Source organism: uncultured Roseobacter sp., assembly GCF_947496515.1.
Classification (GTDB): Bacteria; Pseudomonadota; Alphaproteobacteria; order Rhodobacterales; family Rhodobacteraceae; genus Roseobacter.
The window spans coordinates 224,200-242,250 of record NZ_CANMDB010000002.1 but is presented as its reverse complement, the minus strand read 5'-3'; the positions used below and the strand labels follow the sequence as shown (position 1 = coordinate 242,250).

The 18,051-nt window shown below is 63.3% G+C and carries 19 protein-coding genes; 12 read left to right on the top strand and 7 right to left on the bottom strand.

Annotated elements, in window-relative coordinates:
- The first annotated feature begins 77 nt into the window (after positions 1-77).
- From Q1A53_RS04790 to Q1A53_RS04735, 12 genes are all read left to right on the top strand, one after another.
- The gene (locus Q1A53_RS04790) at positions 78-1,211 is read left to right on the top strand and encodes a spermidine/putrescine ABC transporter substrate-binding protein (protein WP_299963480.1); all 1,134 of its coding nucleotides are present in this window, start codon (positions 78-80) and stop codon (positions 1,209-1,211) included.
- Between the two features lie 42 nt (positions 1,212-1,253).
- Positions 1,254-2,108, top strand: coding sequence for an ABC transporter permease (locus tag Q1A53_RS04785; protein WP_299963478.1), 855 nt, complete (start codon positions 1,254-1,256; stop codon positions 2,106-2,108).
- The gene (locus Q1A53_RS04780) at positions 2,108-2,890 is read left to right on the top strand and encodes an ABC transporter permease (protein ID WP_299963475.1); all 783 of its coding nucleotides are present in this window, start codon (positions 2,108-2,110) and stop codon (positions 2,888-2,890) included. The genes Q1A53_RS04785 and Q1A53_RS04780 overlap by 1 nt, the downstream gene beginning before the upstream one ends.
- Before the next feature lies 1 nt (position 2,891).
- Complete coding sequence (locus tag Q1A53_RS04775) at positions 2,892-3,968, top strand: ABC transporter ATP-binding protein (RefSeq protein WP_299963473.1); 1,077 nt, start codon at positions 2,892-2,894, stop codon at positions 3,966-3,968.
- An 11-nt stretch (positions 3,969-3,979) separates the two neighbouring features.
- Complete coding sequence (locus Q1A53_RS04770; RefSeq protein ID WP_299963471.1) at positions 3,980-4,426, top strand: nucleoside deaminase; 447 nt, start codon at positions 3,980-3,982, stop codon at positions 4,424-4,426.
- A complete protein-coding gene (gene speB, locus Q1A53_RS04765; protein WP_299963469.1) occupies positions 4,423-5,370 on the top strand; it encodes an agmatinase in 948 nt (315 codons plus the stop codon). The genes Q1A53_RS04770 and speB overlap by 4 nt, the downstream gene beginning before the upstream one ends.
- A gap of 146 nt (positions 5,371-5,516) precedes the next feature.
- Positions 5,517-6,524 carry an ABC transporter substrate-binding protein gene (locus Q1A53_RS04760; protein WP_299963467.1) on the top strand — a complete coding sequence of 336 codons (1,008 nt, stop codon included), beginning with the start codon at positions 5,517-5,519 and terminating at the stop codon, positions 6,522-6,524.
- Between the two features lie 9 nt (positions 6,525-6,533).
- Positions 6,534-7,310, top strand: coding sequence for an ABC transporter permease (locus tag Q1A53_RS04755; protein ID WP_299963465.1), 777 nt, complete (start codon positions 6,534-6,536; stop codon positions 7,308-7,310).
- Between the two features lie 2 nt (positions 7,311-7,312).
- Positions 7,313-8,110, top strand: coding sequence for an ABC transporter ATP-binding protein (locus Q1A53_RS04750; RefSeq protein WP_299963463.1), 798 nt, complete (start codon positions 7,313-7,315; stop codon positions 8,108-8,110).
- Entirely contained in the window at positions 8,100-8,879 is a 780-nt protein-coding gene (locus Q1A53_RS04745) for an SDR family oxidoreductase (RefSeq protein ID WP_299963461.1), read from the top strand. Before Q1A53_RS04750 ends, Q1A53_RS04745 begins: the two co-directional genes overlap by 11 nt.
- Positions 8,876-9,577, top strand: coding sequence for an SDR family oxidoreductase (locus Q1A53_RS04740; RefSeq protein WP_299963459.1), 702 nt, complete (start codon positions 8,876-8,878; stop codon positions 9,575-9,577). The genes Q1A53_RS04745 and Q1A53_RS04740 overlap by 4 nt, the downstream gene beginning before the upstream one ends.
- A 7-nt stretch (positions 9,578-9,584) precedes the next feature.
- Positions 9,585-10,514, top strand: coding sequence for a polysaccharide deacetylase (locus Q1A53_RS04735; RefSeq protein ID WP_299963457.1), 930 nt, complete (start codon positions 9,585-9,587; stop codon positions 10,512-10,514).
- A gap of 230 nt (positions 10,515-10,744) precedes the next feature.
- On the opposite strand, the gene Q1A53_RS04730 is transcribed toward Q1A53_RS04735, so the two are convergent.
- The 7 genes from Q1A53_RS04730 to urtC all read right to left on the bottom strand — a co-directional run bounded on the left by Q1A53_RS04730 (position 10,745) and on the right by urtC (position 18,050).
- Positions 10,745-11,215, bottom strand: a complete 471-nt coding sequence (locus Q1A53_RS04730; RefSeq protein WP_299963455.1) for a CIA30 family protein — start codon at positions 11,213-11,215, stop codon at positions 10,745-10,747.
- Entirely contained in the window at positions 11,205-12,557 is a 1,353-nt protein-coding gene (locus Q1A53_RS04725; RefSeq protein WP_299963453.1) for an AarF/ABC1/UbiB kinase family protein, read from the bottom strand. The genes Q1A53_RS04730 and Q1A53_RS04725 overlap by 11 nt, the downstream gene beginning before the upstream one ends.
- A 77-nt stretch (positions 12,558-12,634) precedes the next feature.
- Positions 12,635-14,815, bottom strand: coding sequence for a molybdopterin cofactor-binding domain-containing protein (locus tag Q1A53_RS04720; protein ID WP_299963450.1), 2,181 nt, complete (start codon positions 14,813-14,815; stop codon positions 12,635-12,637).
- 1 nt (position 14,816) lies between these two features.
- The gene (locus Q1A53_RS04715; RefSeq protein ID WP_299963448.1) at positions 14,817-15,281 is read right to left on the bottom strand and encodes a (2Fe-2S)-binding protein; all 465 of its coding nucleotides are present in this window, start codon (positions 15,279-15,281) and stop codon (positions 14,817-14,819) included.
- Positions 15,282-15,449: 168 nt separating this feature from the next.
- A complete protein-coding gene (urtE, locus tag Q1A53_RS04710; RefSeq protein ID WP_299963446.1) occupies positions 15,450-16,145 on the bottom strand; it encodes an urea ABC transporter ATP-binding subunit UrtE in 696 nt (231 codons plus the stop codon).
- The gene (gene urtD, locus Q1A53_RS04705) at positions 16,138-16,887 is read right to left on the bottom strand and encodes an urea ABC transporter ATP-binding protein UrtD (protein WP_299963445.1); all 750 of its coding nucleotides are present in this window, start codon (positions 16,885-16,887) and stop codon (positions 16,138-16,140) included. The genes urtE and urtD overlap by 8 nt, the downstream gene beginning before the upstream one ends.
- Positions 16,887-18,050 (bottom strand): urea ABC transporter permease subunit UrtC, encoded by a 1,164-nt coding sequence (gene urtC, locus Q1A53_RS04700; RefSeq protein WP_299963443.1) that lies wholly within the window; start codon positions 18,048-18,050, stop codon positions 16,887-16,889. The genes urtD and urtC overlap by 1 nt, the downstream gene beginning before the upstream one ends.
- Position 18,051 lies beyond the last annotated feature (1 nt).

Here is an 18,051-nt window from a genome sequence, read left to right as displayed (position 1 = left end):
CTGACGTAGCGTTGCCTCAGAAAAACAGGCAAGCGGCGGGCAACCGGTTCTGCCACCGTCAACAGGGGGATCTTTCCATGGGTAACAACACCAAGACGACCGGCGCGCTCACCCGGCGGCATCTGATGCAAGTGGGCGGCGGCGCGCTGCTCTCGGCACCTTTCGTCAGCCGTGCCTGGGCACAGACAACCGACATCAACGTGCTGGCGTGGTATGGCCATGCGGAGCCCGATATGGTCGCCGAGTTCGAGGCCGCCAACAACGTGCGTTTCGTTCCCAAATACTACGCAGGCGGTGACAACATGCTGGCGCTGATCGCGCAGTCGCCTCCCGGCACCTATGACCTGATCCTGTCGGATGGCGAGTTCGTGCAGCAGCTCAACGCCGCGGGCTATATCCAAGAGATGGAGGCGGCGGATTACCCCTTTGATGACATGCTGCACGAGGATTTTACCAAATTTCCGGGCCATTGGGCGGATGGCAAGCTCTATTCCATGATCCTGCGCGGCGGGCATCTGGGTGTGTCCTACAACCGGAATGCCATGAGCGAGGAGGAAGCCTCCAGCTACGATGGGTTCTGGAAACCGGAGCTGGCGGGCAAGGTCGGTCATTTCGACTGGCACCTGCCGTCGCTAGGGATGATGAGCCTCAAGAACGGCAATGGTGCAAGCCTCTTCGACCTGACAGATGACCAGTGGCAGGCGGTGCAGGATACCACGATGAGTCTGCGGCCCCAGGTGGGCGGATACTTCGACTACGGCGGCACCTTCAACGGTCTCAAGAACGGCGAGATGCAGGCCATGTGCGGCATCGGCGACTGGATCACCGGCGTGCTGGAACGCGACGGCGCGCCCGTCGCCTCCGTCATCCCAAAGGAGGGCGGCATCCAGTGGACGGAGAGCTATTCCATCGGGGTGGAGACCGAAAAGGCTGATATCTGCAAGCAATTCATCCAGTACATGCTGTCACCGGAGGGGCAGGTGAAATCCGCCCAGATGCTGGCCTATCCCGGCTTCTGTGTGACCAAGGCGGGCCGCGCGATGCTCAACGAGGTCGATATGGCCGAGGCCGAGCGCACCGGTCAGGTGGACGGCATGGCCGATGATCCGATCACACTGATCCGCGAAGGCCGCATTCACTACCGCGACGTGCCCAAGCAGCAGACGCTGGAGGACTGGAACGACTTCTGGTCGGAATACAAGAACGCCTGAACGCGCCCGGGGGTGGCGCGCGTCGCCCCCTGAAAGACCGCAATGACCCGCAACACCAAACCCGATTTCTATGCGCTCAGCTGGCGCTTGCCGATCATCATCTGGCAGGCGTTGTTCTTTCTGGGGCCGATCGTCTTCATGATCGCCATGTCGTTCTTTCTGGTGAAGAACTACCGCATGACCGAGGCCTTCGAGTTCGTGAACTGGGGTCGCATGATGACGCGGGGGTATTTCTGGGACAGCTACTGGCACACCATCTGGATTGCGTCGCTGTCAACCCTCTGCGGTATGCTGATCGCCTTCCCGGTGGCCTATACGCTCGCGTTCCGCGCGTCGGAGAACACCCGGCGCATGGCAATCTTTCTGCTGATCATCCCGTTTTTCACCAGCTACCTGGTGCGGACGTTTTCATGGTTCGTGATCCTGTCGGAAAGTGGTGTGCTGAATGCCATGCTGGGCTGGGTGGGGTTGGGGCCCTATACGATGCTCAATACCACCTTTGGCACGCTGGTAGGCTATATGACCCTGACCTTGCCGCTGGTGGTGATCCTTCAGACCCTGGCCATGGCAAACATCGACCGGTCGCTGGTGGAGGCAGCGCATAACCTCGGCTGTAAACCGCTGCAAACGATCTGGCGGGTGATCCTGCCGCTGGCCAAGACCGGGATGATCGTGGCCGCCGTTTTTTGCTTTATCCTGTCCTTCGGGGATTTCGTCGCCCCCTTCTATCTGGGCGGTTCGCAGGATCCGACCCTGCCTATCCTGATCATCGACACCACCAAATCCGGCCAGCAATGGCCGCGCGCGGCGGTCGTGGCCATCATGATGATGCTGACGCTGTTCGCGGTGGCCTTCGCCGGCATCGCACTGGCCTACCGCAAGCGAGCGATGTCGTGATGCGGAGCGCGGTCCTTTGGATCTATACCGCGCTGGTCTTCGCCTTCGTCTTTGCGCCGATCCTCTTCAGCGTGGTGTTCTCCTTCAACTCCCAACGGTTTCCGACAATCCCGCTGGGCGAGTTCTCGACCGAGTGGTATGCCAAGATCCTCGCCGATCCCGACATCTGGCAAGCGGCCCTGAACAGCCTGATCGTTTCCAGCTGCACCGCGGTGCTGGCGACGTTTCTGGGGTTTTGCACAGCCTATTCGGACTACCGCTACCGCTTCCGGCTCAAGGGCGCCTACCTCGCGCTCATCCTGCTGCCGCCGACCATTCCGCTCATCATTATGGCGCTGGCGATGCTGGCCTGGCTGTCGAAAATCGGTATGTCCGGGCAGCTATACTCGATCATCATCGCGCATACGGTGCTGACCGCCCCCTTTGCCATGGCGGTGATCCGGCTGCGGCTCAACCAGATGGACGAAAACCTGGAGGCCGCTGCCTGGAACCTCGGGGGCAGCGAGTGGGCTACCATGCGCCACGTGATCGTGCCCTTCTGCCGCCCGGCGATCATCGCAGCACTCTGCCTGACAGCCGCTGTTTCCTTCGATGAATTCGCCATCTCCTGGTTTGTCTCGGGGCTGAACAAGACCCTGCCCGTCGCGATACTGGAAATCGTGCAGGGCAATATCGACCCGCAGGTCAATGCCATCGGCACCTTCGTCTTTCTCATCTCCATGAGCCTGATCATCCTCGCGCAGATCTTCCTCGTGGGTCGCCAACTCAAGGGCCATACATAACATGTCGGGTGATCTGGTCGTCTTTGACGATGTCCGCAAAAGCTTTGGTGAGTTTGTCGCCGTCAAGCAGATGAACCTGACCATTGGTCAAGGCGAGTTCGTGGCCATCATGGGTCCTTCGGGCTGTGGCAAGACGACAACCTTGCGCATGCTGGCGGGGCTTGAGGCGCCGAGCACCGGCGAGATCCGGCTGGACGGCCGGGTGATGAACGATGTCAAACCGCACGAACGGGACACGCCGATGGTCTGGCAGTCCTTGGCGCTGTTTCCCTTTCTCAGCGCACGAGAGAATGTTGAGTTCGGACTGCGGATGCGCGGTGTGGACAAGGCGACCCGTACGAGCCGCGCGATGGACTGGCTGGACCGGATGGGCATCGCAGAGTTCGCGGACCGTAATGTCGCCACGCTCTCGGGCGGTCAGCGCCAGCGGGTGGCGCTGGCCCGTGCGCTGGTGATGGAGCCGCAGATCCTGCTGCTGGATGAGCCGCTGAGCGCGCTCGACGCCCATCTTGTGATCCGAATGCAGGCTGTGCTGACCCAGTTGCAACGAGAGCTTGGGATCACCTTTGTCTACGTGACCCATTCACAATCCGAAGCCTTCGCCATGGCCGACCGGGTAGTGATCATGTCCCAAGGCGAGATCGCCCAGATAGGTACGCCCAAAGAGATCTACCGCGCCCCCGCCAACCGCTTTGTCGCCGAATTCGTCGGACGCAATAACATCCTCTCCGGTACCGTGACCGCCGCCGAGGCCGGGCAAGCCCGGATCGCGACCCCCAGCGGAACCTTTACCGTTCACGGCACCCTGACGCAGGGACAGCGGGCGAGCTTTGCGGTCTCCGCCGATCTGGTGCATGTGCACTCCGAGCGGCCAGAGGCGGAAAACACACTCGGGTGCCGTTTACTGTCCGAAGAATTCGTGGGCTCGGTCGTGACCCTGTTTCTGGAGTCCGAAGACGGGCATGAGTTCAAAGTGCAGATGCAGGAGCGTCAGTTGTCCCAATTCGATCTCAAGGGAGGCGAGGCGCTGTGGCTGGACTGGCAGGCCGCGCACGCGCATATTCTGGACGACGGGTAAGGGAGACTTTCATGCTGACCGATACGGATGCACGGCTGCTGCACATCGCCTACAATGAGGCCAAGGCCGGGTTCGACGAGGGCGGCTGCCCCATCGGGTCGGTGCTGGCGCGCGGCGGCGAGGTCGTCAGCCAGGGCCGCAACCAGCGGGTGCAGGGCGGCGACCCCATTGCGCACGGCGAGATGGACGCGCTGCGCAAGGCAGGCCGGCAAAAGACCTACCGCGACACGACGCTCTATACCTCGCTGAGCCCCTGCATGATGTGTTCGGGCACGATCATCCAGTTCGGCATCCCCCGGGTGGTGATCGGCGACACGGTGAATTTCGGCGGCAACGAAGACTTCCTGCGCAGCCGCAGCGTCGAGGTGATCATCGCCCAAGACCCCGATTGCATCGCGCTGATGAAACGCTTCATCACCGAACAGCCCGAGCTCTGGGCCGAGGACATCGCGGAATGAGCTTTCGTCCGCCCGCCGCGCCTGATCGCTTCGCGCCGCGCTTTGCGGAGCTTGCCACCTTCATGCGCGCGCCTTTGGCTGAGGCGATCACGGATGCGGATATCGGGATCTTCGGCATTCCATACGATGGCGCATTGACGAACCGCCCCGGTGCGCGTCACGGCCCCCGGGAGATCCGCAACCAGTCCTCGCTGATCCGCGCGGTCAATCACGCGACCCGCGTGGACCCCTTTGCACTTGCCCGGGTCCGCGACATGGGCGACGTGCCGTTCGAGTCCATGTTTGACATTGAGGCCACGCATGAGGCCATCGCGCGGTTTTCGGGCGATCTGGTTGCGGCGAAGGTGCTGCCCCTCGGGATCGGCGGCGATCATTCGGTCAGCCTGCCGCTTTTGCGTGCTGTAGCTACAGGCGGACCCGTCGCCCTCATTCACGTGGATGCGCATACCGACACATGGGACAGCTTTCAGGGATCGAAGTTCAACCACGGCGCCCCCTTTCGCCGCGCGGTGGAGGAAGGGCTGATCGACCCCACAGCCACCATCCAGATCGGCATCCGGGGCACCCAGAACGCCGCCGAAGGCTGGGACTATTCCGAAAGCTGCGGCATGCGGGTGGTCTTCTGCGAAGAACTCCACGACCGTGGCCCCCAGGCCATCGCCGAAGAGGCGCGGGCGCTGGTGGGGGACCGCGCCGTCTATCTCAGCTTTGACATCGACAGCCTCGATCCGGTTTACGCCCCCGGCACCGGCACGCCGGAGATCGGCGGCATGACCACCCATCAGGCGCAGGTGCTGCTGCGTGGTCTGCGCGGGCTCCAGTATGTCGGTGCGGATCTGGTGGAAGTCTCCCCGCCGCTGGATAACGGCACCGTCACGTCGCTGGCGGGGGCCGCGCTCAGCTATGAGATCCTGTGCCTGCTTGCGGAACGCTTCGCGACCTGAGCGCAGCCGCGTAGTGCCATAAAATCCGGCAGCGGTGTCCAGTAAATGGGCAAACCTGCCGAGCACCCTTCCAGACCTCGAGATGCCGCTGCACGCTTTGACGAATGTTCGCTAGCCTGACGGACAGGGATACGAGGGGATTTCACATGCTTTTGAGACTGACACGCGGCCTGACCTTTGCGGCGGGCACTTTGATACTGGCATTACCTGCGGGTACGGCTCGGGCGCAGGATACCATCTCCTGCGTCTTTCCGTTCTGGTTCGGCTTTGCACCGGTTTTTGTGGCCGACGAAAAGGGATACTTCGCCCAAGAGGATCTGACTGTCACATGGGCCTTTGACAACGACCGCGCCAACGTGCTGCCCGCGCTGGAGACAGGCGCCATCGACTGCACAATGCGCACCATCGGCGAGAGCATGGCGCGCCCGCGCACGCCCGAGACCTCCGGCACCATCATCGGTACCATCGACATCTCCATCGGGGCAGACGGCGTGGTGGCCGGTCCGGGCATCGAGACGGTGGAAGATCTGGTGGGCAAGACCTTCGCGGGCGAGATCAACCACCCGGGCACGGTGCTGACGCAATTCGCGCTGAACGAGATCGGCAAATCCATATCGGATATGGACATGCGCCTTATCAACACCGACGATTCCATCGCCGTTTTCGAGGATGACAGCATCGCTGCCGTCGCCACCTGGGAGCCGATGCTAAGCCAGATCGTCAACAACACCTCACGGGACGGATCCAAGGTGCTGCTGTCCTCCGCGGATTACGAAGGGCTGATCACCGATGTCATCATCGTGCGCACGGACGACTACACCGAGAACCCCGAGAAATACGCAAAGTTCCTGCGCGGCATCTACCGGGCCATCGATGACTATATGGAAGATCCCGACGACTTCATCGCGATCTCCGCGCCAGAGTTCAACGTGCCGGCAGCCGAGATGAAAGAGGCGCTGGCGGGCGTGAAATACACCACTTACGAGGAAACGCTGAACTACATGCCCGCGGCTGGCGATGGCAAACTGCGCGACGTCTTGGACAGCTTCAACGACATCAATATCTCGCTCGAGCTGCAGGATGCGCCGCTGGAGTACGCGCCCTACATCGACGGATCCCTGCTGCCAGATCTCTTTGACGGCAAGACACGCTGAGCACACCCGATGCTCAGCTTTCGCACGGCCATCCCCCGGCGTCAGGAGGTGACGCTGGGGGTCGCGGGGCTCGTCACTTTTCTCGTTGTCTGGCAGTTGGTGGCGGTCTCCGGTTGGATAAAACCGCAATTCCTGCCAACGCCCGGCGCGGTGCTGGCGGCCTTCTGGCGGCTCTTTACCGAAGCGGGCTTCGCGGGGGATATTGCGATCTCCGTGGGCAGGGTGTGGTTTGCGTTCTTTCTCGCCGTGATCATCGCCGTGCCGCTGGGCCTGTTGATGTCGAGCTATCGGGCCATCGGCGCGTTCTTTGAACCTTTCATCGACTTCATTCGCTATCTGCCGGTACCGGCTCTGGTGCCGCTGCTGATCATCTGGTTTGGCGTCGGCGAAGCCTCCAAGATCGCGGTGCTATGGATGGGCACGTTCTTTCAGCTCGTCCTGCTCATCAACGAGGATACCAAACGGGTGCCGCGCGAATACATCGAATCGGGCTTGACCCTTGGCGCCAACCAATGGCAGGTCATGCGCGACATCATCTGCCCTGCGGCTCTGCCCAACATGGTCGATAACCTGCGCATCACGCTGGGCTGGTGCTGGACGTATCTGATCATCGCAGAGATCGTCGCCGCATCCTCGGGGGTGGGGCACGTGATCTGGTCGCTGCGGCGTTTCGTTAAGACACCGGAGGTCATGGCGGGGATCATTGCCATCGGCATCATCGGCCTGTTGACGGATCAGGCGTTCCGGCTGCTGCACCGCCGCGCTTTCGTCTATCTGGATCGCTGAGCATGTCGTATCTGTCGCTCCAGGATGTCTCCAAGACCTTCCGCACTGCCACGGGAGATGTCGAGGCGGTGGCACCGCTCAGCCTCCATATCGTGCAGGGAGAGATCGTGACCTTTCTCGGCCCCTCGGGCTGCGGCAAGACCACACTGATGCGTATGGTCGGCGGGCTGGAGCGGCCGACCACAGGGCAGATCCTGTTGGACGGCCAACCGCTGGGTGGTCCGGACCGGCGACGCGGCATGGTCTTTCAATCCTACGCGGCCTTCCCCTGGCTGACGGTTGCGGGCAATATCCGCGCAGGCCTGCGCTACCGCCCCGGTATCAGCCGGTCCGAGCAAGCAGACCAGATCGCGCGGCTGATAGACCTTGTGGGGCTGACGGGGTTCGAGGACAGCTACACCAGCCGCATCTCGGGCGGTATGCGCCAGCGCGTGGCGATTGCACGCACGCTGGCCGCGGATCCGGATGTGCTGCTGATGGACGAGCCCTTTGGCGCGCTGGATGCGCTGACGCGCGAGCATCTGCAAACCCAGCTGATGCGCATCAATCGGACAGAGGGCAAGACGACGATCTTCGTGACCCATGATGTCGAGGAGGCAATCCTGCTGGCCCACCGGACGCTGGTCTTTTCCGCGCGCCCCGCCCGGGTGATCGAGGACATCGACGTGAGCACGCTGCTACCGCCCGCTGCGCGCGACACAGAAACCCGTGACCAGCCCGCCTTTCTGGATCTGCGCAAACGCATCCAGACCGTGCTGCGGCAAGAGCACCATGAAGGGAGCAAGGCTGATGTCGCCTAGCTACGATTTCACCGGCCGGCACGTGGTGATCACCGGCGGCAATATGGGGCTTGGCGCAGGTGTCGCGCGCGGGTTCCTCGCAGCAGGTGCCACCCTGACGGTGATCGGGCTGGAGGAAGACGTGGCCGACGTGGCGGCTGACTGGTCACAGGAATTTGGCCGCCCGGTCATGGGCATGACGTGTGATATCGCGGCACCGGAGGCCCCGTTGATGCTGAACGCGATCGACCGGCCCATTGATGTTCTGATCAACAACGCCGGGCTTGAACGGATCACGCCGATTGACGATCCGGGCAGTGAGGTCGACACGATGTTTCGCCGGATCACCGAGATCAACATCATCGGCACCTTCACCGTCATCCGAACGTTGCTGCCGCATCTCAGGGACGGGGCACGGATCGTCAACACGGCCTCCATGTGGGGCAAGACGGCGGTGGCGGAGTTCTCGGCCTATTGCGCCTCCAAGCACGCGGTCATCGGGCTCACCCGCAGCCTCGCGCTGGAACTGGCCCCGCGCGGGATCTCTGTCAACGCGGTCTGCCCAGGCTGGGTGCGCACGGAGGCATCCCTGCGCTCGCTCACCGCGATGGCGACACGCAACGGACGCGCCGAAGACGATCTGCTGGCTGAAATCACCGGCGCACAGGCCCTTCCCGGCTTGATGACGCCGCAGGATATGGCCGACATCTACCTCTTTCTCGCCTCTGCCGCGGCACGTAACATCACGGGCCAGGCCTGGACCGTCGACCGCGGGGAGCTGATGCAATGAGCGCGCTGCGTGGCAAGCGCGCGCTGGTCACCGGAGCCGCCCGTGGCATCGGGCGTGCCTGCGCCGTGGCGCTGGCGGAGGCGGGCGCCAAGGTCACCTGTGTCGATATCGCGCCGCCGGAACCTCTCAACGGTGCTGTTTTCACCACTGAGATCAGCGACCCGCAGGCGGTCACAACGCTCTTTGACAAAGCCGGCCCGCAGGACATCGTGATCAACGCTGCCGGCATCCTGATCGAAGCGCCGACTTTGGAGGCGGATCTGGACACATTCGACCTGCAGATCGCGGTGAACCTGCGCGGCTCCTTTCTCGTGGCACGCGCCGCCCTGATCGGCATGGCCGCGCAGAAACACGGTCGGCTAATCCTCATCGCGTCCGAGCTCGCACATCTGGGCCGGGCAGGGTTCGCGGGCTACTGTGCGTCCAAGGCCGGTGTGATCGGGCTGACCCGCGCGCTGGCGCGGGAGTTTGCACCCGATGTTCTGGTCAATGCCATCGCCCCCGGCCCGACCGATACGGCAATGCTCTCGGCGCAGACCATGTCACCCGAGGCCCTCGCGCTGGAGACGCAAAACCCCCTGGGCCGCATTGCCAGACCGGAGGAGATTGCGGCAGCCGCGGTCTTTCTCTCCGGACCCGGCGGCAGTTTTATGACCGGACAAACCATTTGCCCCTCCGGCGGGGCCGTCATGCTATGAGGACACCATGATCGCAAACCCCATCCCCTGGCCGAACGGCGCCAAGGTGGCTGTCGCCATCAGTTTTGACATGGACGCCGACAGTCTCATCCACATTGAAAAGGGCAAGGCTGGCGTCAACTACCTGTCGTCGCTGTCCATGCTGCGCTACGGGCCGGAGGTCGCGATTCCGCGGATCCTCGATGGCTACCGGCGCTTTGGGCTGACCCAGACGTTCTTTGTGCCTGCGTGGTGCATCGAACAACACCCCAAGGCCGTCGAGGGAATCGTGGAGGCCGGTCACGAGATCGGCTTTCACGGCTATATCCATGAGGCCCCCAACGCGCTGCAACCCGACGAAGAACGCTACTGGATGCAGCGCTCCATCGAGGTGATCGAACGCTTCACCGGCAAGCGCCCGCGCGGCAACCGCTCGCCGCTCTACAACATGTCCCAGCACACGCCCGGCTTTCTCGCGGAGGAAGGGTTTCTCTATGACAGCTCGCTCATGGGCGATGATGTGCCTTACGTGCTGGCGCCGCAGCAGGGCGATCTGGTGGAACTGCCCGTCAGCTGGACGACCGACGATTGGCCGCCCTACGTCCATTCGATCGATCTGGACTACATGTTTCAGATCATGTCGCCGGATCGCGCGATGGAGATCTTCATGGCCGAGTTCAACGCCATGCGCATGGCCGGTGGCGGGCTATGGATCGGTGTCTGGCACCCTTTCGTGTCGGGTCGCCTGTCGCGGTGGCAAAGGATCGAGCGGATGATCGAGGAGATGATGGAAACAGGCGATGCCTGGTTCGCCCCCCTGGAAGAAATCGCCGGCCACTGCCTCAAGATGCAGGCCGAAGGTCACATCACCCTGCGGCGCGAAACGCTGCCGCTCTACGGCGGGACATCCCCCCTCCCCGATCCCCTGCCGTCATCCATGCCGGGGGCAAGGGACTAGGCTCCAGGCCCATCCCTGATGTACCCCCAGCCTGTCAGATCGCACCAATCACAAGGAGGATCTGCGCAGGAACAGCGGATCCTGACCCCGGAGCATCGGCCCAACCGCCGAAAGATGTCTCCCCCGGCCCTCAGGCCGGGCAGCCACCGATCCTCCTCGATGGAGGTGAGGGGGCTTGCGCCCTGTTCAGGTCACCGATCCAAGCATCTGCCCAGCAAGCCTGCGACGCGTCAGCGGAAAAAGCCGATCCGCGCCACAGCCAGTTCCACCGGTCCCGGCGCGCCAATCGCCAGCAGACCGATGCGGCGCAGCCGTGACGGATCGAACACGGCCTTCGTCTTATGCGCCACCAATTCAACGAACGGCAGCCTGTGATGCGTCCAATCGGGCCTGGCGGCAAAACCGGTGCGGAAAGACTGCCAGGGACGGCTGAGCTGATCGGTGCGCAGCCTCAGGTCATACCGCTGACCGTCGCCCAGCACATCAAGCTCAAGACCCTGCCATGCCGAGGCATCAAAGACACCACCGTCCGGCTCAAGATCGAAAGCCATCTGGATAAACCCGCCGTCGTTCTCCAGCGACACCTCTCCGCGCAGAACGGTCGCCGCCCGACCCATCACCGTCTCCTGTGACAGTGCTCCATGCGAAAAACCGCCCATCACGCCGTCGGTGACAAATTCCCACTGCGGATCAAGATCCATCTGCAGGGCCCTCGGGTCTGCCCAGATATCGCTCCAGCAGTGCCAGCACATCCACCCGCGCCCGCAACCGCGCGGCCAGCAGAAACACACCACCCAGCTTGCGCTGCACCAGCAGGTAGCCCATCGGCAGGGGCGGCGGCACGAACCCTGCCTCGGCAAGTGCCATTCCTTCGCGCTGCATCCGCTGCGACAGGCTGTTGTCCGAGAAGTCATAGACCGGACTTTGCTGCAGCGCCTCAAAAACCATGCCGATCATGCGCAGGATCTGCGCCCTGTGCGCCTCGACCGTCTGGGCACCCGTCAGGCCGATCTCGTCGAGAAGCCCCGTCAATGCACCGGCCTCCTGCGCCAGCCCCGCCTGCATCAGGCGCCGATACTGGTCGACCACGACAGGTTCGATCTCACCGGCAGCCCCGAAGTCCAGCAGCACGATCTGCCCCGTCTCGGCCCGGTATCTGTAATTGGCAAAGTTGGGATCGGTCTGCATATGGCCGAACTCAAAAAGCTCGCGCAGCGTGAGATCTATCATCCGGGTGGCGATCCGGTCGCGCATCTCCTGGCATTCGGTGGCGGCGTCCTCTATGGGCGCGCCCGCCTCAAAGCTCATCACGAGGATCTGAGGGGTGGTCCAGTCGCTCTGCAGCGCGGGCACCACGAACTCCGGCATCTCGCGCAGCAGATCGGCAAAGCGGTTCATCTGCGCGCCCTCGGCCATATAATCCGTCTCCGCATGAAGCTGACGCTTGGCATCCTCAAGATATGGGCCCAGCTCGAACCCCTTGGGCAGCAGGCCGGACATCCGGATGATCGCGCCCACGTTTGACACATCGCTATCAATGCTGCGGCTAACACCCGGATACTGCACCTTGATGGCCAGTTCCCGCCCGTCCTTCGTCTCCGCCCGGTGAACCTGCCCGATGGACGCCGCCGCAATCGGGCGCACGTCAAACCTCTTAAAAGCGCGCAGCCAATCCTTTGGCCATTCGGTATTGAGCACCTGTTTCAATTGCGCAGGCGGCATGATGTGTGCGTCGTCCCGAAGCCGCGCCATGATCTGCGCAAGCTCCGGCGGCAGCACATCGCCGGTATCCATGGAGATGAGCTGCCCCATCTTCATCGCAGCCCCCCGCATCTGCGCAAGCTGGTCGGCGACCTTCCCGATGTTGCGCGGGGTGAGCAGCAGATTGCGCATGGAGGGCCGCTGCCCCTGCCCCACCTGAGCCAACCCGTTGAGCGCCATGTTACCCGCCACCCCCGCCGTCAGCGAGCCAAGACGGCCCAGCCGCGCGAGGCGGCTGGCAGGAACAGCGAGCGGACGGGGATCTGGGGAGCGTTCAGCCATTCCCAGCAGATAGCGGTGCCCGGCGCCCGGGCAACCGCTGATTACGGACGCGGGATGCGCCCGGGGCTCAGCCACGATCAGGCAAAGCTGACCCCCGCCTCGTCCATGGGCAGGCTGCCGATGCGCAGATCGCTCACCGCGGCGATGGCATTGGCCAGCGCGGGTGCTGCGGGCGGTGTGCCCGGCTCGCCCGCGCCGCTGGGCGGGGCAGTCGAGGGTACCACATGCACCTCGATCTCGCCGATATCGCCGATGCGCAAGGGTTCGTAGTCGGGATAGTTGTACTGATCCACGACACCGTCGGTCAGTGTGATCTGGTCGCGCATGTTATGACCGATGCCGTAGCCGATCCCGCCTTCCATCTGGGCCTTGACGGTGTCGGGGTTGACGGCGATGCCACAATCAACGGCGCAGGTCACTTTTTCAATGCGGATGCCGTCCTCTGGTGTGCCCGAAACCTCGACGACTTCGGCCACGTAGCTGCCAAAAGACTTGTGCACCGCCACACCCTGCGCGCGACCATCCTGCGGGTTGCCCCAACCGGCCTTTTCCGCGGCAAGGCGCAGCACACCAGCCATGCGCGCCTGATCGGCACCATCGGCATCCAGATACTGCAGCCGGTACGCTACCGGATCAGCGCCCGCAGCGCGTGCGACCATATCCATCATCACTTCCATCGCGTAGGCAGTATGGGTATGCCCCACCGCACGCCACCAGAGCGTCGTCGTCGCCTTTTCGATGTCCGTCAGGCCAAAAACAGCCCCCGGGATGCGGTAGGGCGTGTCCGATGTCCCCTCGACCGAGCTATGGTCGACGCCGTCCTTCACAAAGGCTGCCTCAAAAGGGGTGCCCTTGATGACGGGTTGACCGGCGATACGGTGATCCCAGCCCGTGATCTGACCCCCCGCATCGAGCCCCACGCGGATCTTGTGGCCAAAGGCAGGGCGGTAGTAGCCCGCGCGCATGTCGTCCTCGCGCGAATAGACGAGCTTTACCGGGCGCGACCGGTCCGTCATGGCAAACGCCATCGCCGCCTCGGACTGGTAGTCCGCCTGCGGTGTGGCCCGCCGCCCGAAGGAGCCGCCCGCCAGCACGGTGTTGATCTCGATCTGCTCCATCGGCATCTCGAGGATCTGCGCCAGAGCGCCGTGCACAAGTGTGGGGATCTGCGTGCCGTCATGCAAGACAACGCGGCCGTCTTCCGTCTGCTCGATGGTGCAGTTCAGCGGCTCAAGTGCGGCATGGGCCAGCAGCGGAAAATAGAACGTCTGTTCCACCACCTGATCGGCCTCGGCCAGTGCCGCATCAGTCGCGGCGCGGTCTGCTCCCGTGACGTTATAGGTTGGCTCGGCATCAAGCGCGACCATGATCTCATCCCGGATGTCTTCCGAACTGCGGGTCTCCGCCGCGCTCGTGTCCCAGGTCACATCAAGCGCATCGCGCGCCTGCATCGCGGACCAGGTGTTTTCCGCGTAGACCGCGACACCGGCGGCATTGGGCAGAAGGGCGGCACGAATAAAGCCCGCAACCTCTGTGGCGGCGCTGTCATCGAAGTCCGTCGCTGTGGCACCGCGCTGCGCGGGACGGGCGATCATCACCACCATCTGATTCGGCAGATATGTGTCGATGGCAAATTTCGCCGTACCATTGCCTTTGGCCGCACTATCGAGCCTGCGCACGTCAGCGTTGCCGATCAGCCGGAACTCTGACGCTTCCTTCAGCCGCGGCTCTGCGGGGGCGTCAAGCGCACTGGCCGCAGCGACGAAATCACCGATGGAGGCGTCTTGCCCGGCACCGGTGATCCTGCCATCCACGATGTCCAGCGATCCTGCATCGACCCCCCATTCTTGCGCGGCGGCGGCGATCAGCATCTCGCGCGCCGCGGCCCCTGCGCGGCGGTATTGCTCAAACGAGTTGGCCATGGCGGTGGAGCCGCCGGTGCCCTGCATGGGGCCAAAGAGCAGGTTGTTATACACCTGCGGATTGGAGGGCGCGAAGTCATAGGCCATCTGGTCCATGCGCATGCCCAGTTCCTCGGCGATGAGCGTGGCGAGGCCGGTGCTGGGGCCCTGCCCCATCTCCACGTGTTTGATGATGGCGGTGACGCGCCCGTCGGCGTCAATCCGAACGAAAGGGTTCAACGAGGTGTCAGTCGCAGCAGCGGCCATGGCACCGCCCGGGCGCAGCCCGACGAAGAGCACGGCACCGGTGGCGGCAGTCGCGGCGAGAAAACCGCGGCGGGATGTGGTCAATGTCATATCAAGCCTCCAGGATCTCGGACGCGCGCTCAATTCCGGCGCGGATGCGTTGGTAGGTGGCACACCGGCAGGCGTTGCCGTGCATGTAGCTGTCGATCTCTTCGGCGGAGGGCTTGGGGTTCTCGGCCAGCAAGCCCACGGCAGACATGATCTGACCCGACTGGCAGTAGCCGCATTGCACCACATCGAGCTCCACCCAGGCCTGCTGGAGTGCTGCACCGATCCGGTCCTCGCCGATGGCCTCGATGGTGGTGATTTCCGCGTCTTCCACATCGCCAAGATAGGTCTGACACGACCGCACCGGCTCGCCGTTCAAATGCACGGTACAGGCCCCGCAGGATGCCACGCCACAACCGAACTTGGTGCCGGTCATCTTCAGTTCATCGCGGATCACCCAGAGCAGGGGCGTATCCGGGTCCGCCTCCACGCTGTGGGTCTGTCCGTTGAGATTAAGGGAGATTGCCATTTGGGTATTCCTCCATGTTGTTGCTGTGCGATCCTGCGCCGCCACCCGGCAAGGTAGCACGCTCGGGGGTTGTGTCACATCACAAAGCGGCCTGCCCCGGCGTCATCCACGGTGCAGCAGGAGCGGAATGGCAAGCGCGGCAGGCCACCGTTGCAAACCTGCGGCGGTTCAGAGCGCCAGATCCGCCATCAGCTGATCTTTGCCATAGTCAGCCTTGGCGGCGCGACGCTTGACCCGCCCGCCTTCGATCACGGTGAAACGATCGCCAAGACGATAGGCAAAGTCGGCGTTCTGTTCCACCAGCACGATCGCCATCTCGCCGCCCGCGCGCAGCTGCGCCAGCGCGTCGCCGATCTGCTGGATCACGTTGGGCTGAATGCCTTCCGTGGGTTCATCCAGCAGCAGGACCCGGGGCCGGGTGATCAGGGCGCGGGCGATGGCAAGCTGCTGCTGTTGCCCGCCGGAGAGATCTCCCCCACGCCGGTTCTGCATGTCGCGCAGGACCGGAAAGAGATCGTAAACGAAAGACGGTATCTCGCGGTCGGCCTTGGGCAGGCAGGCAAAGCCCGTCTCCAGGTTTTCCAGCACGCTCATCATCGGAAAGACCTCGCGGCCCTGCGGCACGTAGGCGATGCCCGCGCGCGCCGCATGATAGGCCGTGCTCAGCGCCACGGTGTCGCCCCCCACCCGGAGCGTACGCGCGGAGGCCGGATGCCGCCCGGCGATGGCCTTCAGCAGGCTCGTCTTGCCAGCCCCGTTGTTGCCCATCAGCGCGGTGATCTCGCCCACCGCTGCCGAGAGCGACACACCATAGAGGATCTGGCTCTGCCCGTAGTGCAGGTCGAGCGATGCAACCTCAAGCATGGGCACGCCCCAGATAGACGTCGATCACCGTCTGGTTGGAGGTCACGTGATCGAGGCTCCCCTCCGCCAGAACCGAGCCTTCGTGCAACACGGTGACCTTACAGCCCAGGCGGCGCACGAACTCCATGTCATGCTCCACCACCACCACGGCGCGAGTCTTGGCGGCACGGCGCAGAATATCGGTCGTCTTTTCGCGCTCTTCTACCGTCATACCCGCCGCGGGCTCATCCACCAGCAGCAGCCGCGGTTCCTGCGCCAGCAGCATCCCGATCTCCAGCCATTGCTTCTGCCCGTGGCTGAGCTCTCCCGCTGTGCGGGTGAGGCTGCCCGTCAGGCCGATTTCATCGGCGATGGCCTCAATCCGGGCGGCATTCTTGGCGGTCCTGCGGTGCGTCAGCACGGCAAAGGGACCGCGCGGGTTGTGCAGCGCCAGGGCCAGGTTCTGCCGCACGGTCTGCGCCTCGAAAACCGTGGGTTTCTGGAACTTGCGCCCGATCCCCTCCATGGCGATCTGGCTCTCCGACATCCCCAGCAGAGAGATATTCCGTTCGCCCCAGATCACAGTGCCTTCATCCGGTTTGGTCTTGCCGGTGACGATGTCCATAAAAGTCGTCTTGCCCGCGCCATTGGGCCCGATGATTGCCCGCAGCTCCGGCTCCGCGAAATTGATCGACAGGTTGTTGATCGCGCGGAATCCGTCGAAACTGACCGACACGCCGGAGACCTCAAGCAGCATCGCCATCAGGGCTTCCTCACCAGATAGTCAAAGAGCCCGCCGATCCCCTTGGGGAAAAACAGCGTCACGGCGACAAAGGACACGCCCAAGAGCACCAGCCACCAATCGGTCCATTGGATGGTGTAGAAGCCCAGCGGGATGTCCGGCGCGCCGCCACCCGTGAACCAGCTGGACAGCAGAGAGACAAAAGCCGCACCGATAACGGCACCGTAAAGCCTGCCGCGCCCGCCGATGGCGACCCAAACGGCCAGATAGATCGACGCGATGGGCGCGATTTCCCCGGGATTGATGATGCCCGCCTGCGGGTAATAGAGCGCACCCGCAAGGCCAGAGACAACGGCCGTGATGGTGAAGACGAAGAGCTTGTAGCTCTCCACATGGTAGCCCAGAAAGCGCACACGCGCCTCGTTATCGCGGATGCCCTTGATCACGCTGCCCATCTTACCGGAGACGACCCAGGCAAAGAACACGTAGCCCGCACCGAGTGCCACCGCCGAGGCGACAAAGAACACGACCGATATGGCGGCCTGTGAGGTCGCCTCGAAGCCCGGAATATTCTGCAGACCCGACAGGCCGTTGTTACCGCGCAACCCGCTGTCGTTCTGAAACAGGTATAGCGACAGCGCCAGCGTCATCGCCTGCGTCAGGATCGACAGATAGACGCCCGTCACACGGCTGCGAAAGGCCAGCCAGCCAAAGACCAGCGCCAGCAATCCCGGCACCAGTACGACCATCAGCAATTGCAGAAACAGGCTGTCGGCAAAGGCCCAGATCAGCGGGAACTCAGAACTGCCCACGACCCCGAAGATCTGGTTGCCGATGGCATCTGATACTTCCTGCGGGGTCGGTGGGATCACCTGACCTTCGAGGCTACCGAGCACGATCATCTCCGTGCGCGCGTACATCAGCCACATGCCGATGGCGTAGCCCCCAATGCCGAAGAACGCGAAATGTCCGAGGCTGAGGATCCCGCAGTACCCCCAGACCACATCCATCGCGATGGCCACGAGGCACAGGCACAGTGTCTTACCCAAGGTCTTGACGAAGGAGGTGGAGACGACGGCCACGCCCGTGACCTCCGACAGCATCACGACCGAGACGGTGAACAAGCCGAGGGCTGCGAGGAACCACAGCACGGAGGGATTTTGGTAGAGGAAGCCTTGCCGCATG

What these genes read in the sequence shown, in the direction of transcription:
- Q1A53_RS04790 (WP_299963480.1), top strand. Translation starts at nt 78, where the DNA reads ATGGGTAACAACACCAAGACGACCGGCGCGCTCACCCGGCGGCATCTG.
- Q1A53_RS04785 (WP_299963478.1), top strand. Translation starts at nt 1,254, where the DNA reads ATGACCCGCAACACCAAACCCGATTTCTATGCGCTCAGCTGGCGCTTG.
- Q1A53_RS04780 (WP_299963475.1), top strand. Translation starts at nt 2,108, where the DNA reads ATGCGGAGCGCGGTCCTTTGGATCTATACCGCGCTGGTCTTCGCCTTC.
- Q1A53_RS04775 (WP_299963473.1), top strand. Translation starts at nt 2,892, where the DNA reads ATGTCGGGTGATCTGGTCGTCTTTGACGATGTCCGCAAAAGCTTTGGT.
- Q1A53_RS04770 (WP_299963471.1), top strand. Translation starts at nt 3,980, where the DNA reads ATGCTGACCGATACGGATGCACGGCTGCTGCACATCGCCTACAATGAG.
- speB (WP_299963469.1), top strand. Translation starts at nt 4,423, where the DNA reads ATGAGCTTTCGTCCGCCCGCCGCGCCTGATCGCTTCGCGCCGCGCTTT.
- Q1A53_RS04760 (WP_299963467.1), top strand. Translation starts at nt 5,517, where the DNA reads ATGCTTTTGAGACTGACACGCGGCCTGACCTTTGCGGCGGGCACTTTG.
- Q1A53_RS04755 (WP_299963465.1), top strand. Translation starts at nt 6,534, where the DNA reads ATGCTCAGCTTTCGCACGGCCATCCCCCGGCGTCAGGAGGTGACGCTG.
- Q1A53_RS04750 (WP_299963463.1), top strand. Translation starts at nt 7,313, where the DNA reads ATGTCGTATCTGTCGCTCCAGGATGTCTCCAAGACCTTCCGCACTGCC.
- Q1A53_RS04745 (WP_299963461.1), top strand. Translation starts at nt 8,100, where the DNA reads ATGTCGCCTAGCTACGATTTCACCGGCCGGCACGTGGTGATCACCGGC.
- Q1A53_RS04740 (WP_299963459.1), top strand. Translation starts at nt 8,876, where the DNA reads ATGAGCGCGCTGCGTGGCAAGCGCGCGCTGGTCACCGGAGCCGCCCGT.
- Q1A53_RS04735 (WP_299963457.1), top strand. Translation starts at nt 9,585, where the DNA reads ATGATCGCAAACCCCATCCCCTGGCCGAACGGCGCCAAGGTGGCTGTC.
- Q1A53_RS04730 (WP_299963455.1), bottom strand. Translation starts at nt 11,215, where the DNA reads ATGGATCTTGATCCGCAGTGGGAATTTGTCACCGACGGCGTGATGGGC.
- Q1A53_RS04725 (WP_299963453.1), bottom strand. Translation starts at nt 12,557, where the DNA reads ATGGCTGAACGCTCCCCAGATCCCCGTCCGCTCGCTGTTCCTGCCAGC.
- Q1A53_RS04720 (WP_299963450.1), bottom strand. Translation starts at nt 14,815, where the DNA reads ATGACATTGACCACATCCCGCCGCGGTTTTCTCGCCGCGACTGCCGCC.
- Q1A53_RS04715 (WP_299963448.1), bottom strand. Translation starts at nt 15,281, where the DNA reads ATGGCAATCTCCCTTAATCTCAACGGACAGACCCACAGCGTGGAGGCG.
- urtE (WP_299963446.1), bottom strand. Translation starts at nt 16,145, where the DNA reads ATGCTTGAGGTTGCATCGCTCGACCTGCACTACGGGCAGAGCCAGATC.
- urtD (WP_299963445.1), bottom strand. Translation starts at nt 16,887, where the DNA reads ATGGCGATGCTGCTTGAGGTCTCCGGCGTGTCGGTCAGTTTCGACGGA.
- urtC (WP_299963443.1), bottom strand. Translation starts at nt 18,050, where the DNA reads ATGCGGCAAGGCTTCCTCTACCAAAATCCCTCCGTGCTGTGGTTCCTC.